Raw genomic sequence first — 15,056 nt, forward strand, 5'->3', positions numbered from 1 at the left:
CTTACGCGGTTTCTTCAGCCGATTCCGGCGCTTTCGCTGCGTCGGGCACGCGCTCCAGCACGGCGGCGAAGAAGCCGTCCGTGCCGTGCTTGTGCGGCCAGAGCGACAGAAACTCGCCGGTGTCCAGATCGATGCGCTGCTCCGCGAGCACGTCGCGCGCGGGCACGACGCGGAAGTTCGGGTGCGCTTCGAGGAACTGCTTCACGACGCTTTCGTTTTCGGCTTCGAGCATCGAGCACGTCGCATAGACGAGACGGCCGCCGGTTTTCACGAGGCGCGCGGCGCTCGTCAGGATGGACAGTTGTTTCGGCGTGAGTTCCGCGACGGTCGCGGGCGACTGGCGCCACTTCAGATCGGGATTGCGACGCAAGGTGCCGAGGCCGGAGCACGGCGCATCGACCAGCACGCGATCGATCTTGCCCGCGAGCCGCTTGATCTTCGCGTCGTGTTCGCTGTCGATCAGCACCGGATTCACGTTCGACAGGCCGCTGCGCGCAAGACGCGGCTTCAGCTTGGCGAGCCGGCGGTCGGACACGTCGAACGCGTAGAGACGGCCGGTCGAGCGCATCATCGCGCCGAGCGCGAGCGTCTTGCCGCCCGCGCCCGCGCAAAAGTCCACGATCATTTCGCCACGGCGCGGGGCCATCAGCGAGCAGAGCAACTGGCTGCCTTCGTCCTGCACCTCGATCCAGCCTTCCTGGAACGGAGCGAGACGCGTCAGCGCAGGCTTCCCGTCCACGCGGACGCCGAACGGCGCGAACGGCATTTCGCCCGCGTCGATGCCGGCCTCGGTCAGCGCCTTCAACGCGACCTCACGCGTCGCCTTGATCGGGTTCACGCGCAAATCGAGCGGCGCGGGATAGTTCAGCGCGGCGGCGAGCTGCGCGAGCTCTTCGGGCGCGAAGCGCTTGCCCATCGCGTCGTAGATCCACTGCGGCAGGTTCGTGCGCACGCGCACCGGCAGGCTCGCCGGATCGATCTTCGAGACCTGCGCGAGCCATTTATACTCGTCCGCCGATACAAACGGCTTCAGCGCATTCAGCCCGGCGGTCTGCATCAGCCCGAGCAGCGCGAGACGGCGCGCCTGGTTGCCGCTGCCGCTCTCGGCGAGGTGAGAAAACTCCATCTTCCGGCGCAGCACGGCGAAGACGGCTTCGGCGATCACGCCACGCTCGCCGTGTCCGAGCTTCGGATGTGCGCGGAAGAAGCGGCTCGTCGCGGCGTCGGCGGGGCCGGCGAAGCGGAGTACGTCCGCGAGCAGCGTTTCGGTTTGTCCGATCAGAAATCCATGCAGCCTCATGCGCCCTCCCCGGCAATGTCGGCAAAGAGCCATTGCGGCTCAGACGGCGTGAGCGCGACGCGCTCCCCTTCGATTGAAAGACGCCCTTCGATAAACCAGCGCACCGCGCGCGGATAGATGTCGTGCTCGACCTTCAGCACGCGCGTGGCGAGCGCCGCGGCATCGTCGCCAGCGACGACCGGCACCGCGGCCTGCGCGACGATCGGCCCGTGATCGAGCGTCGGCGTCACGAAATGCACGCTCGCGCCGTGCACGCGCACGCCGGCGTCGAGCGCCTGCTGATGCGTGCGCAGGCCCGGAAAACACGGCAGCAGCGACGGATGAACGTTGAGCATGCGCCCCGCGTATTTCGCGACGAAGGCGTCCGTCAGCACGCGCATGAAGCCCGCCAGCACGACGAGATCCGGCTCGAAGCGATCGATTTCCTGCGCGAGCGCGGCATCGAACGAGTCGCGCTGATCGAACTGGCGATGATCCACCACTTTGGTTTCGATGCCGTTCGCGGCCGCGAAGCCTAACCCGGCGGCGTCGGGCCGGTTGGAAATGACCGCGCGGATGCGGGCCGGCCAGCCTTCGCGCGCACACGCACGCACGATGGCCTCCATGTTGCTCCCGCGTCCGGAGATCAGAATAACGATTTTTTTCATCCGCGGATTTTATCATTCGAAGGGGGCGAAAATCGTGCCAAACTGGGGCGCTCGGGTGCCGGGCCGGGCCGCGCACGCCCCTCCTCCCGTGCGAGCGTTTATAATCTAACGCTTTGCGGCATCAGCCCCTCCCACCGACCATCGCCTATCGTGAGAGTCTTTCGCGGCCTCCCCAATGCCGAAAGCCGGGCGCCCTGCGCACTGACCATCGGCAATTTCGACGGTGTCCATCGCGGTCACCAGGCGCTGCTCGCGCACGTGCGGGCCGCCGCCGACGCGCGTGGCCTGCCGGTCTGCGTGATGACCTTCGAGCCGCATCCGCGCGAGTTCTTCAATCCGGCGGGCGCGCCGCCGCGCATCGCAATGCTGCGCGACAAGCTCGAAGCGCTGCGCACCAACGGCGTCGATCGCGTGGTGGTCGAGCATTTCAACAAGACGTTCGCGGGACAGTCGCCCGATACCTTCGTGAAGAATGTCATCGTCGATGGCCTGCACGCGCGCTGGGTGATGGTCGGCGACGACTTCTGCTACGGCGCAAAACGCGCGGGCAATTTCGAATCCCTGAAAGCCGCCGGCGAAAAATACGGCTTCGAAGTCGAGCAAATGGCCACCGTCGCGCATCCGAACGGCGCGCGCATTTCGTCTTCGTCGGTGCGGGCGTCGCTCGTCGCGGGCGATCTCGACGCGGCGCAAGTCGCGCTCGGGCGGCCGTACATCATCAGCGGGCACGTCGTGCACGGCGCGAAGCTCGGCCGCGATCTCGGCTTTCCCACGCTGAATCTGCCGATCGCGCACAAACGGCCGGCGCTCGCGGGCATTTTCGTCGTGCGCGTTCACGGTCTCGCCAATGAGCCTTTGCCCGCGGTCGCGAGCCTCGGCCTGCGTCCGACCGTCGACGATTCCGGCCGCGTGCTGCTGGAAGTCTTCGTGCTCGACTGGCACGGCGACGCGTACGGCAAGCTCGTGCGCGTCGAATTCCTGAAGAAGCTGCGCGACGAGGAGAAGTACGTCGACCTCGAAACGCTGTCCGCGGCGATCGCGAAAGATGTCGACAACGCCCGCGCGTATTTCGGCCTTCCGCCCGCGAGCAACGCCGGCAGCCGCGCCACGGGCTTCGCCATTTCGGCGACCGACCGAATTAGGTGAGCGCGCGGTGCGTTCTGCGCCGCCCGCTGCCCCGCCATCGACGTATCGCGCGCTGAATCAAGCGCCGTCTCACCGAATTCACCGAGTCATTCATGAGCGACAAGAAAGAGAAAGCCTCTTCGAAATATCCCGTCAACCTGCTCGACACGCCCTTCCCGATGCGCGGCGACTTGCCCAAGCGTGAGCCCGCATGGGTCAAGGAATGGCAGGACAACAAGATCTACGAGAAGATCCGCGCCGCCTCGAAGGGCCGCAAGAAGTTCATCCTGCACGACGGCCCGCCGTACGCGAACGGCGACATCCACCTGGGCCACGCGGTCAACAAGATCCTGAAGGACATGATCGTCAAGGCGCGCAATCTCGCGGGCTTCGACGCGGTCTACGTGCCGGGCTGGGATTGTCACGGCATGCCGATCGAAATCCAGATCGAAAAGCAGTTCGGCAAGTCGCTGCCCGCCGCCGAAGTGATGCAAAAGGCGCGCGCCTACGCGGGCGAGCAGATCGAGAAGCAGAAGGTCGGCTTCCGGCGTCTGGGCGTGCTCGGCGACTGGGACAATCCGTACAAGACGATGAACTTCGCCAACGAGGCGGGCGAAATCCGCGCGCTCGGCAAGATCATGGAAAAGGGCTACGTGTTCCGTGGCCTCAAGCCTGTGAACTGGTGCTTCGACTGCGGCTCCGCGCTCGCCGAGGCGGAAGTCGAATACAAGGACAAGACCGATCCGACGATCGACGTCCTGTTCGCCTTTGCCGAGCCGGAAAAGACCGCGCAGGCGTTCGGCTTGAACGCGCTGCCGAAGCAGGAAGGCGGCATCGTCATCTGGACGACGACGCCCTGGACCATTCCCGCCAACCAGGCGCTGAACGTGCATCCGGAGATCGTCTACGCGCTCGTCGATACGCCGCGCGGACTGCTGATTCTTGCTGAAGAGCGTGTCGAGTCGTGCATGCAGACGTACGGGCTCACCGGCGAAGTGATCGCGACCGCGCCCGGCGAGAAGCTCACGAACCTGCGCTTCCATCATCCGCTCGCGGCCGCGCATCCGGGCTACAAGCGCACGGCGCCCATCTATCTCGGCGACTACGTGACGACCGAAAGCGGCACGGGCATCGTGCACTCGTCGCCGGCGTATGGCGTGGAAGACTTCGTGTCGTGCAAGGCGCACGGCATGGCGGATTCCGACATCATCAATCCGGTGATGGGCGACGGCCATTACATCGAATCGCTGCCGCTCTTCGGCGGGCTGTCGATCTGGAAGGCGAATCCGCAGATCATCGAAGCGCTCGATGCCGCCGGTTCGCTCCTGAAGAGCGAGAAGTACACGCACAGCTACATGCACTGCTGGCGCCACAAGTCGGCGATCATCTATCGCGCGACCTCGCAATGGTTCGCCGGCATGGATGTCACGCCGAAGGACGGCGGCCGCACGCTGCGCGAAACCGCGCTCGAAGGCGTCGAGAACACGGCGTTCTATCCGTCGTGGGGCAAGCAGCGTCTGTACAGCATGATCGCGAATCGCCCGGACTGGACGCTCTCGCGCCAGCGCCAATGGGGCGTGCCGATGGCGTTCTTCGTCCACAAGGAAACCGGCGAGCTGCATCCGCGCACGCTGGAATTGCTTGAGGAAGTGGCGAAGCGCGTGGAGGAAGGCGGCATCGAAATGTGGCAGAAGCTCGATCCGCGCGAACTGATCGGCGACGACGCCAACATGTACGAAAAGAACCGCGACACGCTCGACGTGTGGTTCGACTCCGGCACGACGCACTGGCACGTGCTGCGCGGCTCGCACAAGGATTCGCTGCAATTCCCGGCGGATCTGTATCTCGAAGGCTCGGATCAGCATCGCGGCTGGTTCCATTCGTCGCTGCTCACGGCGTCGATGCTCGACGGCCGTCCGCCCTACGACGCGCTGCTCACGCACGGCTTCACCGTCGACGGCGAAGGCCGCAAGATGTCGAAGTCGCTCGGCAACGGCATCGATCCGCATGAGGTGTCCAATCGCCTCGGCGCGGAAATCATCCGTTTGTGGATCGCGTCGACGGATTATTCGGGCGAGCTCGCGATCTCTGAAGAAATTCTGAAGCGCGTGACGGAAACGTATCGCCGGATCCGCAACACGCTGCGCTTCCTGCTCGCGAACCTTTCGGACTTCGACTTCGAGAAGAACGCGCTGCCGGTTTCCGAATGGCTCGAAATCGATCGCTACGCCGTCGCGCTCACGCACAATCTTCAGGACGACGCGCTCTCGCACTACGAGAAGTACGAGTTCCATCCGGTCGTCGCGAAGATCGCGACGTTCTGCTCGGAAGATCTCGGCGGCTTCTATCTCGACGTGCTGAAAGACCGTCTCTACACGACGAAGGCCGATTCCCGCGAGCGCCGCAGCGCGCAGACGGCGCTGTACCACATCGCGCATGGCCTGCTGCGTCTGGTCGCGCCGTATCTGTCGTTCACGGCGGAAGAAGCGTACAAGGTGCTCAAACCCGGTCAGGAAACGATCTTCACCGAGGTTTATGCTCAGTATCCGGAGATCGCGAACTCGGGCGAACTGCTCGACAAGTGGACGCTCATCCGCAGCGCGCGCAGCGACGTGACGAAGGCGCTGGAAGAAGCGCGCACGGCGAATCAGATCGGTTCGTCGCTGCAAGCCGAAGTGCTGGTCCGCGCGAGCGGCGCGCGTTACGACGCACTCGCAAGCCTCGGCGATGCACTGCGTTTCGTGCTCATCACGTCATCGGCGCAAGTGGAAAAAGTGGCGGGCGAAGCGGAAGAAGGCGTCGATGTCGCCGCGTCGAGCTACATGAAGTGCGAACGCTGCTGGCACTACTGCGCGGACGTCGGCTCGCACGCGGATCATCCGGGTCTGTGCGGCCGCTGCTTCTCCAATCTCTTCGGCGCCGGCGAAACGCGAGGCGCAGCATAATGGCTCGAACGATGGCGAAACAAACCTCCAGCAGTGGATCGCTTGCGCCGTGGCTCGGCGTCGCGCTGATCGTGATCCTGTTCGACCAGTTGACGAAGATCGCCGTGCAGCGCGTGTTCGCGTATGGCGATCCGCATGCGCTCACGCCTTTCTTCAACCTGCTGCTCGTCTACAACCGCGGCGCGGCGTTCAGCTTCCTCGCGATGGCCGGCGGCTGGCAGCGCTGGGCGTTCACGGCGCTGGGCGTCGTGGCGGCCGTCGTGATCTGCTATCTGCTCAAGCGCCATTCGGGGCAGCGGCTCTTCTGCACGGCGCTCGCGCTCATCATGGGCGGCGCGATCGGCAACGTGATCGACCGGATCGCGTACGGCCATGTCATCGACTTTCTGGACTTTCACGTGAAGGCGTGGCACTGGCCGGCGTTCAATCTCGCCGACAGCGCGATCACCATCGGTGCAGTGCTGCTCGTGTTCGACGAATTGCGGCGCGTGCGCGGTTCGAAGTGATGTTTCCAGTGCGGCTCCCTTCACGGAGCCGCGCTTTCTTTGCGACGGAGGCAAGTTGGAACTCGCGGGCAAACATCTCGTTTTAGGGCTGACCGGCGGCATCGCCTGCTACAAGATCGCGGAACTCACGCGTTTGCTCATCAAGGCGGGCGCGACCGTGCAGATCGTGATGACCGAAGCGGCCACGCAGTTCATCACGCCCGTCACCATGCAGGCGCTGTCGGGCCGTCCCGTCTACACGTCTCAGTGGGATGCGCGCATGCCGAACAACATGCCGCACATCGATCTTTCGCGCGAAGCGGACGCCATCGTCATCGCGCCCGCCTCCACCGACTTCATCGCCAAACTCGCGCACGGCATGTGCGACGATCTGCTTTCGACGCTGTGCATCGCGCGCGATTGTCCGCTGCTCGTGGTTCCGGCCATGAATCGGCAGATGTGGCAGAACCCGGCGACGCAGCGCAACGTCGCGCAGCTTCGCGCGGACGGCGTCGAAGTGCTCGGACCGGATTCGGGTTCGCAGGCGTGCGGCGAAGTCGGCGACGGCCGCATGATCGAGCCGGAAGCCGCGTTCGAAGCCATTTGCGCCTTCTTTCAGCCGAAGATCCTGCGCGGCCGGCGCGTGCTCATCACGGCAGGGCCGACGTTCGAGCCGCTCGATCCGGTGCGCGGCATCACCAATCGCTCGTCGGGCAAGATGGGCTTCGCGCTCGCGCGCGCGGCGGCGCAGGCGGGCGCGGACGTGCATCTCGTCGCCGGTCCCGTGTCGCTGCCGACGCCGTGGGGCGTGTATCGCGAGGACGTGCAGACCGCGCAGCAAATGCACGACGCCGTCATGGCCGCGACGCCCGACGCGGACATTTTCATCGCGGTGGCGGCGGTGGCGGACTGGCGCGTGGATCACGTCAGCGAGCAGAAGATCAAGAAGTCCGGCGATGCATTGCCGACATTCAACTTCGTCGAGAATCCCGACATTCTCGCGACGGTGGCGAAGCTGCCGAATCCGCCCTACTGCGTCGGTTTCGCGGCAGAAAGCGGCGATCTCGACGTGCACGGCGCGGAGAAACGCAAGCGCAAAGGCGTGCCGCTGCTGATCGGCAATATCGGGCAACTCACCTTCGGCCTCGACGACAACGAAGTCGTTCTCTTCGAAGAAAGCGGAGCGACGCCGCTGCCGCGCGCCGGAAAGCAGGAACTCGCGCGCACGCTGATCGCGGAAATCGCCAAGCGTGCGCCGCGCAATGGCGGTTCGCTGCTGTCATGACGAAACTTTCGGTACTCGACCAGACACCGGTCATCCACGGCCACAGCGTCGCCGACGCCATCGCCGCGACGCTCGATCTCGCGCAGCTCGCCGACGATCTCGGCTATACGCGCTACTGGTGCGCGGAGCATCACGGCTTGCATGGCGTGTCGAATCCGTGTCCTGAAGTGATGCTCGCGCGCATCGGCAGTCTGACGAAGCGCATCCGCATCGGTTCGGGCGGCGTGATGCTGCCGTATTACTCGCCGTTCAAGGTCGCCGAGCAATTCCTGATGCTCGAAGCGCTGTTTCCGAATCGCGTGGATCTCGGCGTCGGTCGCGCGCCCGGCGGCGACATGCGCACGGCGCAGGCGGTCGCGGCGGGTTCGTACAATCGCGGCGATGTCTTCCCGCAGCAAGTCGCGGAACTGATCGCGCTGTTCAGCGGCAACGTGCCCGACGACTCGCTCGCCAAAGGCGTGCTGCTGCAACCGCAGATCGACACGCGCCCCGAACTGTGGATGCTCGGCTCCAGCGACTTCGGCGGCCTGCTCGCCGCGCAGCTCGGCATCCGGTTTGCGTTCGCGCATTTCATCAACGCGCAATATGGTGATCGCGTGGCGGAGGCGTATCACGAACGTTTCACGCCGGGTCTCGAGGCGAAGCCGTATCTCGCCGCGGCGGTGTTCGTGATTTGCGCCGATACGGATCGCGAAGCCGAAGCGCTCGAACGCGCGGTCGACCTGCGCCGCGTGCAAATGGCGTACGGGCTCAACCAGCCGATTCCGTCGATCGCGCAGGGCAACGCGCAGGTTTATGGCGAGCGCGAACTCGCGGTGATCGCGCATGAGAAAGCGCGCAGCATCATCGGCACCCCGGAACGCGTGACGGAGAAACTGCACGCGCTACAGGAACAATTCAACGCCGACGAACTGATCGTGATAACGGTCTCCGGCAGCTACGCCGCACGCACGCGGTCCTATCAACTGTTGGCCGAAGCCTTCGAGCTCGGCCGCTGAACCATCGATCCATGAAACTCGACGTCAAGATTCTCGACGCGCGCATGCGCGACTTCATGCCCGCCTATGCCACGCCCGGCAGCGCGGGCCTCGATCTGCGCGCGTGCCTCGACGCGCCGCTTGTCATCGAGCCGCATCAGACCGTGCTCGTGCCGACCGGACTCGCCATTCATCTCGCCGATCCCGGCTACGCCGCACTGATCCTGCCGCGCTCGGGACTCGGCCACAAGCATGGCATCGTGCTCGGCAATCTCGTCGGGCTGATCGATTCGGATTATCAAGGTCAACTGATGGTCTCGACGTGGAATCGCGGCGACAGCGCGTTCACGCTCAACCCGATGGAGCGTCTCGCGCAGATGGTGATCGTGCCTGTCGTGCAGGCGCAGTTCAATATCGTCGATGACTTCGCGGCGAGCGAGCGCGGCGCGGGCGGCTTCGGCAGCACGGGCAAGCACTGAGCTTTCTCAGGTCGAAAAAAACGGCGCGGTCGAAACCGCGCCGTTTTCACTTCCAAAGACCCCTTCTATCAATCCACTTCGATCGCTTCCGGATTCGGATTGCGCGGCGGCGTCGAGTTCTCGTCGAACGTGAGTTGCACCTTGTCCTCGGCGTCGACATCCACGGTCACGCGGCCGCCGTTGAGCAACTTGCCGAACAGCAGTTCGTCGGCCAGCGCGCGACGGATCGTGTCCTGGATCAGACGCTGCATCGGACGCGCGCCCATCAGCGGATCGAAACCGTGCTTCGCGAGATGCTTGCGCAGCGCGTCGGTGAAGACGGCATCGACCTTCTTCTCGTGCAACTGATCTTCCAGTTGCATGAGGAACTTGTCGACCACGCGCAGGATGATTTCCTCGTCCAGCGAGCGGAAGCTGATGATCGAGTCCAGACGGTTGCGGAACTCCGGCGTGAACATGCGCTTGATGTCGGCCATTTCGTCGCCCGACTCGCGCCGCGACGTGAAACCGATCACCGCCTTGCCCATTGCCTCGGCGCCCGCGTTCGTCGTCATGATGATGATGACGTTGCGGAAATCCGCCTTGCGGCCGTTGTTGTCCGTCAGCGTGCCGTGGTCCATGACCTGCAGCAGCACGTTGTAGATGTCCGGATGCGCCTTCTCGATTTCGTCGAGCAGCAGCACGCAATGCGGCTTCTTCGTGACGGCTTCGGTCAGCAAACCGCCCTGGTCGAAACCGACATAACCCGGCGGCGCGCCGATCAGACGGCTGACCGCATGACGCTCCATGTATTCCGACATGTCGAAGCGCAGCAGTTCGATACCGAGCGTGAACGCCAGTTGCTTCGCCACTTCCGTCTTGCCGACGCCCGTCGGGCCGGAGAACAGGAACGCGCCGATCGGCTTGTCCGTTTTGCCGAGGCCCGCGCGCGCCATCTTGATCGATGCCGACAGCGCATCAATGGCCGGATCCTGGCCGAACACGACAGCCTTCAGGTCGCGGTCGAGCGTCTGAAGCTTGCTGCGGTCGTCCTGCGACACGCTCTGCGCCGGCACGCGCGCGATCTTCGAGATGATCTCTTCGATCTCGCTCTTGCCGATGGTCTTCTTCTGCTTCGACTTCGGCAGGATGCGTTGCGCCGCGCCCGCTTCGTCGATCACGTCGATGGCCTTGTCGGGCAAATGACGATCCGTGATGAAGCGCGCCGACAACTCGGCCGCCGCCGACAGCGCACCCGACGAATACTTCACGCCGTGATGCTCCTCGAAGCGCGTCTTGAGGCCGCGCAAAATGGCCACGGTCTGCTCGACGGTCGGCTCGGTGACATCGACCTTCTGGAAACGGCGCGACAGCGCCGCGTCCTTCTCGAAGATGCCGCGATATTCCGTGAACGTGGTCGCGCCGATGCACTTCAACTGCCCCGACGACAACGCCGGCTTCAGCAGATTCGATGCATCCAGCGTGCCGCCCGAAGCCGCGCCCGCGCCGATCAGCGTATGAATTTCGTCGATGAACAGAATGGCGTGCGGACGCTCCTTCAATTCCTTGAGCACCGTCTTCAGGCGTTGCTCGAAATCGCCACGATATTTCGTGCCCGCGAGCAGCGCGCCCATGTCGAGCGAATACACCTGCGCGTCGGCCAGAATGTCCGGCACTTCGCCGCGCGTGATGCGCCACGCGAGGCCTTCGGCGATCGCGGTCTTGCCCACGCCGGCTTCACCCACGAGCAGCGGATTGTTCTTGCGGCGGCGGCACAGCACCTGCACCACGCGCTCGACTTCCAGTTCGCGACCGATCAGCGGATCGATCTTGCCGTCCTTCGCGAGCTGATTCAGATTCTGCGTGAACTGCGCAAGCGGCGTTTCCTTCTGCGCGGCGGCGTCTTCCGATTCCGGATTGGCTTCGCTGTTCGTCTTCGTGGCGTCGCCGCTGTTCGTCTTGGCGATTCCGTGCGAAATGAAATTCACGACATCCAGACGCGTCACGCCCTGCTGTTGCAGGTAGTACACCGCGTGCGAATCCTTCTCGCCGAAGATCGCCACCAGCACGTTCGCGCCGGTCACTTCCTTCTTGCCGTTCGAGGTCGATTGCACGTGCATGATCGCGCGCTGGATCACGCGCTGGAAACCAAGCGTCGGCTGAGTATCGACGTCGTCCGTGCCCGGCACGGTCGGCGTGTTGTCATGAATGAAATTGCGCAGGTTCTGACGCAAATCTTCAATGTTGGCTGCGCAGGCGCGCAACACTTCAGCCGCGGTCGGATTGTCCAACAGGGCAAGCAGCAGATGCTCGACCGTTATGAACTCGTGCCGCGCCTGACGTGCTTCCATAAACGCCATGTGCAGACTGACTTCCAGTTCCTGGGCAATCATGCTTCCTCCATCACGCACTGCAGCGGATGTCCCGCTTGCCGTGCATGGCTAACGACTTGCTCAACTTTGGTCGACGCAATATCTCGCGTGTAGACCCCACAAACTCCCCTGCCTTCGCGATGAACCTTCAGCATGATCTGCGTAGCGGTCTCACGATCTTTATTAAAGTATTCCTGCACGATCATCACGACGAATTCCATCGGCGTGAAGTCGTCATTCAGCAGCACCACCTTGTACATGGCCGGCTTCTTGAGCTTCTGCTCCTGCCGCTCCAGTACCGTGCCATCCTGCTTGTTGGGATTGATCGCCATACACCCATTCTAAACAACACGGACGTCTCCGCAATCGCCGCTCCAGCACCGACCGTGCGGTCGGAATGAAACGCTGAAACTGCTCTCGCACAGTTGTCGTCCATCGAATCCTGCCGCTGCCCAACATTTCGGCGCGGCCCGCTTGCACCTCGTCGAAACGAGTATCGCACAGCTTCAAAAAAAACAAATCGAACACCAAGCGCCGCGGGCCGCCGGGTAACACACAAGTGAGTCGATTATGCGACTTTTCAAGATGGCGTGCTTGGACGGCAGCGCACACGCAAAGCAGGAATTACCCTACGAATGCGCTCTTTGCAACGAGCTTATCGGCCATCCCAAAAATTCCTTGACACCCGATTTAAGAGATTTAACAATCAAACTGGCACTTTTTTCCGGGGGCCAACCACGGACGAAAAAAGAGGCCGAGGTGAGCTTGTGAGGAGGGGGCGGTTCACATTGTGGGGTGGCCGCTTTTCGAGCGTGCTCTGGGTGCGACAAGAGTTAGAGGGGAAGTACGAATGTCTACTGGTACGGTCAAGTGGTTCAACGACGCGAAAGGCTACGGATTCATCACGCCCGATGAAGGCGGCGAGGATCTGTTCGCACATTTCTCGGCGATTCAAATGAACGGTTTCAAGACGCTCAAAGAAGGCCAGAAGGTCAGCTTCGAGATTGTCCAAGGACCGAAGGGCAAGCAGGCATCGAACATCCAGGACGCGGTCTGACCGTTCGATCACACTTTGCCTCGTGAAACCCGGCCATTGCGCCGGGTTTTTTTCGCCCTGCCGCTTTTGGAATATGAGGCGCGGGCGCCAGTTAAAAACCCCGCAAGGCGTAGGCCTTCCGGGGTTTTTATTCGACACTTCGAATAGAGGTGAGTCCTCACATATTTTCGATCATCACCTCTCCGAAGCCCGAACACGAAACCTGCGTCGCGCCTTCCATCAGGCGTGCGAAGTCGTACGTGACGCGTTTCGAGAGAATGGACTGCTCCATCGACGAAATGATGCGATCCGCCGCCTCGAACCAGCCGAGATGGCGCAGCATCATTTCGGCCGAGAGGACTTCCGAGCCCGGATTCACGTAGTCCTTGCCCGCGTACTTCGGCGCGGTGCCGTGCGTCGCTTCGAACATTGCGACGGAATCCGACATGTTCGCGCCCGGCGCGATGCCGATGCCGCCCACCTGCGCCGCGAGCGCGTCCGAGATGTAATCGCCGTTCAGGTTGAGCGTCGCGATCACGTCGTATTCGGCCGGACGCAGCAGGATTTGCTGAAGGAACGCGTCGGCGATCACGTCCTTCACGACGATGTCGTTGCCCGACTTCGGATTCTTCACCTTCATCCACGGACCGCCGTCGATCAGTTCCGCGTCGAACTCCTTCTGCGCGAGCGCGTAACCGTAGTCGCGGAACGCGCCTTCGGTGAACTTCATGATGTTGCCCTTGTGCACGAGCGTGACCGAGCGGCGGTCGTTGTCGATCGCGTATTGAATCGCCTTGCGCACGAGCCGCTCCGAGCCCTCGCGCGACACCGGCTTGATGCCGAGCCCCGACGAATCCGGAAAACGGATCTTCTTCACGCCCATTTCCTCGCGCAGAAATTTGATGACCTTCTTCGCCTCGGCCGATTCCGCCGGCCATTCGACGCCCGCGTAGATGTCCTCGGAGTTCTCGCGGAAGATCACCATGTCGATCTTCTCCGGCTCGCGCACCGGCGACGGCACGCCCTTGAAGTAGCGCACCGGCCGCAGACACACATACAGATCGAGTTGCTGGCGAAGCGCCACGTTCAGCGAGCGGATGCCGCCGCCGACAGGCGTCGTGAGCGGTCCCTTGATCGACACGACGTAGTCCTTCACCGCGTCGAGCGTCTCGTCGGGCAGCCAGACGTCCGGGCCGTAGAAGCGCGTCGCCTTTTCGCCCGCGAAGATTTCCATCCATTGAATCTTGCGCTTGCCGCCGTAGGCCTTTTCCACCGCCGCATCGACGACCTTGATCATCACCGGCGTGATGTCGACGCCCGTGCCGTCGCCCTCGATATACGGGATGATCGGCTGATCCGAGACGTTGAGCGAGAAATCCGCGTTGACGGTGATCTTGTCACCGTCCGCCGGAACCTTGATGTGCTGATACGGCATGGTCGACTCCAAATAAGGCCGGACTTGAATGGAAGCAAACGAAGGATAGCGAGCGATGCGATGCAGCATACGGGCGACGACGCACAGCCCGATGTTGGTCACGACATCATTCTAACCATGCTGGCCCTCACCGGCGCGCACGAGGCGGGCGGGCGCATGCATTAAGATGCCGCATCGATCACGCCGCGCGCCGTCCTGCATGTCACTCATCGCCCTCAACAAGCCTTTCGGCACCATCTGCCAGTTCTCCGCGCACGAAACGCGCGCGTCGCTCGGCGACTGGGTGAAGACGCCGGGCGTGTATCCCGCGGGCCGGCTCGACGCGGACAGCGAAGGCCTCCTCCTGCTCACCGACGACGGCGCCTTGCAGGCGCGCATCGCGGAGCCGCGTCACAAGCTCGTGAAGCGCTATTGGGCGCAAGTCGAAGGCGCGCCCGACGAAGCCGCGCTCGCGCATCTCGCGAAAGGCGTCGATCTCGGCGACTACGTGACGCGTCCGTGCCGCACCGCTTTCGTCGATGAACGCGACATCGACGCCCTCTGGCCGCGCACGCCGCCGATCCGCTATCGCGCCGCAATCCCGGCGACATGGGTCGAGCTCGCCATCGTCGAAGGCAAGAACCGGCAGGTCAGGCGCATGACGGCGGCGGTCGGTTATCCGACGTTGCGGCTCGTGCGCGTCGCGATCGGCGCGCTCGATATCTTCACGCTGGGCATCGCGCCCGGCGAGTCCGTCGAGGTTGCGCCGGGCGCGCCCTGGCAACGCCTTCGTTGAATCGCATTCAACTATCTCGAAAATAATCGGCATTGCGCGGTTCATGGCATTGCGCTTAAAGGCAGTGTCATGAAGATCGAGTATCGCGAGCCGCGAGTCGAATATTTTTTGATCCGCTGCGCAATTCTCTGTAAATCGCGTCAACCGACTCTTCGCACGATGCGTTAAGGGCGTCAGATGCCGCATAAAGCTATCCGGCATGAGCGAAAACTGATT

13 protein-coding genes are annotated in these 15,056 nt (G+C 63.2%); 8 read left to right on the plus strand and 5 right to left on the minus strand.

Annotated elements, in window-relative coordinates; all coding sequences use genetic code 11:
- Window position 1 precedes the first annotated feature (1 nt).
- Window positions 2-1,300, minus strand: coding sequence for an RsmB/NOP family class I SAM-dependent RNA methyltransferase (locus NOV72_RS26860; protein ID WP_106857567.1), 1,299 nt, complete (start codon window positions 1,298-1,300; stop codon window positions 2-4).
- The gene (gene purN / locus NOV72_RS26865; protein ID WP_106857568.1) at window positions 1,297-1,947 is read right to left on the minus strand and encodes a phosphoribosylglycinamide formyltransferase; all 651 of its coding nucleotides are present in this window, start codon (window positions 1,945-1,947) and stop codon (window positions 1,297-1,299) included. Before purN ends, NOV72_RS26860 begins: the two co-directional genes overlap by 4 nt.
- A gap of 150 nt (window positions 1,948-2,097) precedes the next feature.
- Here purN and NOV72_RS26870 point away from each other — a divergent pair, with 150 nt between their 5' ends.
- The 6 genes from NOV72_RS26870 (at window position 2,098) to dut (ending at window position 9,243) form a co-directional block, all read left to right on the plus strand.
- Complete coding sequence (locus NOV72_RS26870) at window positions 2,098-3,093, plus strand: bifunctional riboflavin kinase/FAD synthetase (protein ID WP_106857604.1); 996 nt, start codon at window positions 2,098-2,100, stop codon at window positions 3,091-3,093.
- 92 nt (window positions 3,094-3,185) lie between these two features.
- On the plus strand, window positions 3,186-6,017 hold the full coding sequence (ileS, locus tag NOV72_RS26875; protein WP_106857569.1) for an isoleucine--tRNA ligase: 2,832 nt from the start codon (window positions 3,186-3,188) through the stop codon (window positions 6,015-6,017).
- Window positions 6,017-6,523: a signal peptidase II gene (gene lspA, locus NOV72_RS26880; protein ID WP_106857570.1), complete on the plus strand. Its 507-nt coding sequence runs from the start codon at window positions 6,017-6,019 to the stop codon at window positions 6,521-6,523. Before ileS ends, lspA begins: the two co-directional genes overlap by 1 nt.
- Window positions 6,524-6,578: 55 nt before the next feature.
- Window positions 6,579-7,787 carry a bifunctional phosphopantothenoylcysteine decarboxylase/phosphopantothenate--cysteine ligase CoaBC gene (coaBC, locus tag NOV72_RS26885; RefSeq protein ID WP_106857571.1) on the plus strand — a complete coding sequence of 403 codons (1,209 nt, stop codon included), beginning with the start codon at window positions 6,579-6,581 and terminating at the stop codon, window positions 7,785-7,787.
- A complete protein-coding gene (locus NOV72_RS26890; RefSeq protein ID WP_106857572.1) occupies window positions 7,784-8,785 on the plus strand; it encodes an LLM class flavin-dependent oxidoreductase in 1,002 nt (333 codons plus the stop codon). Before coaBC ends, NOV72_RS26890 begins: the two co-directional genes overlap by 4 nt.
- A gap of 11 nt (window positions 8,786-8,796) precedes the next feature.
- A complete protein-coding gene (gene dut, locus NOV72_RS26895) occupies window positions 8,797-9,243 on the plus strand; it encodes a dUTP diphosphatase (RefSeq protein ID WP_106857573.1) in 447 nt (148 codons plus the stop codon).
- Between the two features lie 68 nt (window positions 9,244-9,311).
- Here dut and clpA read toward each other — a convergent pair whose 3' ends face one another.
- Together clpA and clpS are read right to left on the minus strand one after the other, a co-directional pair.
- Complete coding sequence (gene clpA, locus NOV72_RS26900; protein ID WP_106857574.1) at window positions 9,312-11,615, minus strand: ATP-dependent Clp protease ATP-binding subunit ClpA; 2,304 nt, start codon at window positions 11,613-11,615, stop codon at window positions 9,312-9,314.
- Entirely contained in the window at window positions 11,612-11,926 is a 315-nt protein-coding gene (gene clpS, locus NOV72_RS26905; RefSeq protein WP_008351199.1) for an ATP-dependent Clp protease adapter ClpS, read from the minus strand. The genes clpA and clpS overlap by 4 nt, the downstream gene beginning before the upstream one ends.
- A 518-nt stretch (window positions 11,927-12,444) precedes the next feature.
- Between clpS and NOV72_RS26910 the strand changes: the two genes are divergently transcribed.
- Complete coding sequence (locus NOV72_RS26910; RefSeq protein ID WP_041730164.1) at window positions 12,445-12,651, plus strand: cold-shock protein; 207 nt, start codon at window positions 12,445-12,447, stop codon at window positions 12,649-12,651.
- A gap of 157 nt (window positions 12,652-12,808) precedes the next feature.
- Here NOV72_RS26910 and icd read toward each other — a convergent pair whose 3' ends face one another.
- Window positions 12,809-14,065 carry an NADP-dependent isocitrate dehydrogenase gene (gene icd, locus NOV72_RS26915; RefSeq protein ID WP_106857575.1) on the minus strand — a complete coding sequence of 419 codons (1,257 nt, stop codon included), beginning with the start codon at window positions 14,063-14,065 and terminating at the stop codon, window positions 12,809-12,811.
- Between the two features lie 199 nt (window positions 14,066-14,264).
- Here icd and NOV72_RS26920 point away from each other — a divergent pair, with 199 nt between their 5' ends.
- On the plus strand, window positions 14,265-14,840 hold the full coding sequence (locus tag NOV72_RS26920; protein ID WP_106857576.1) for a pseudouridine synthase: 576 nt from the start codon (window positions 14,265-14,267) through the stop codon (window positions 14,838-14,840).
- The last annotated feature ends 216 nt before the right edge of the window (window positions 14,841-15,056 follow it).

The organism is Caballeronia novacaledonica, assembly GCF_900258035.1.
Classification (GTDB): domain Bacteria; phylum Pseudomonadota; class Gammaproteobacteria; order Burkholderiales; family Burkholderiaceae; genus Caballeronia; species Caballeronia novacaledonica.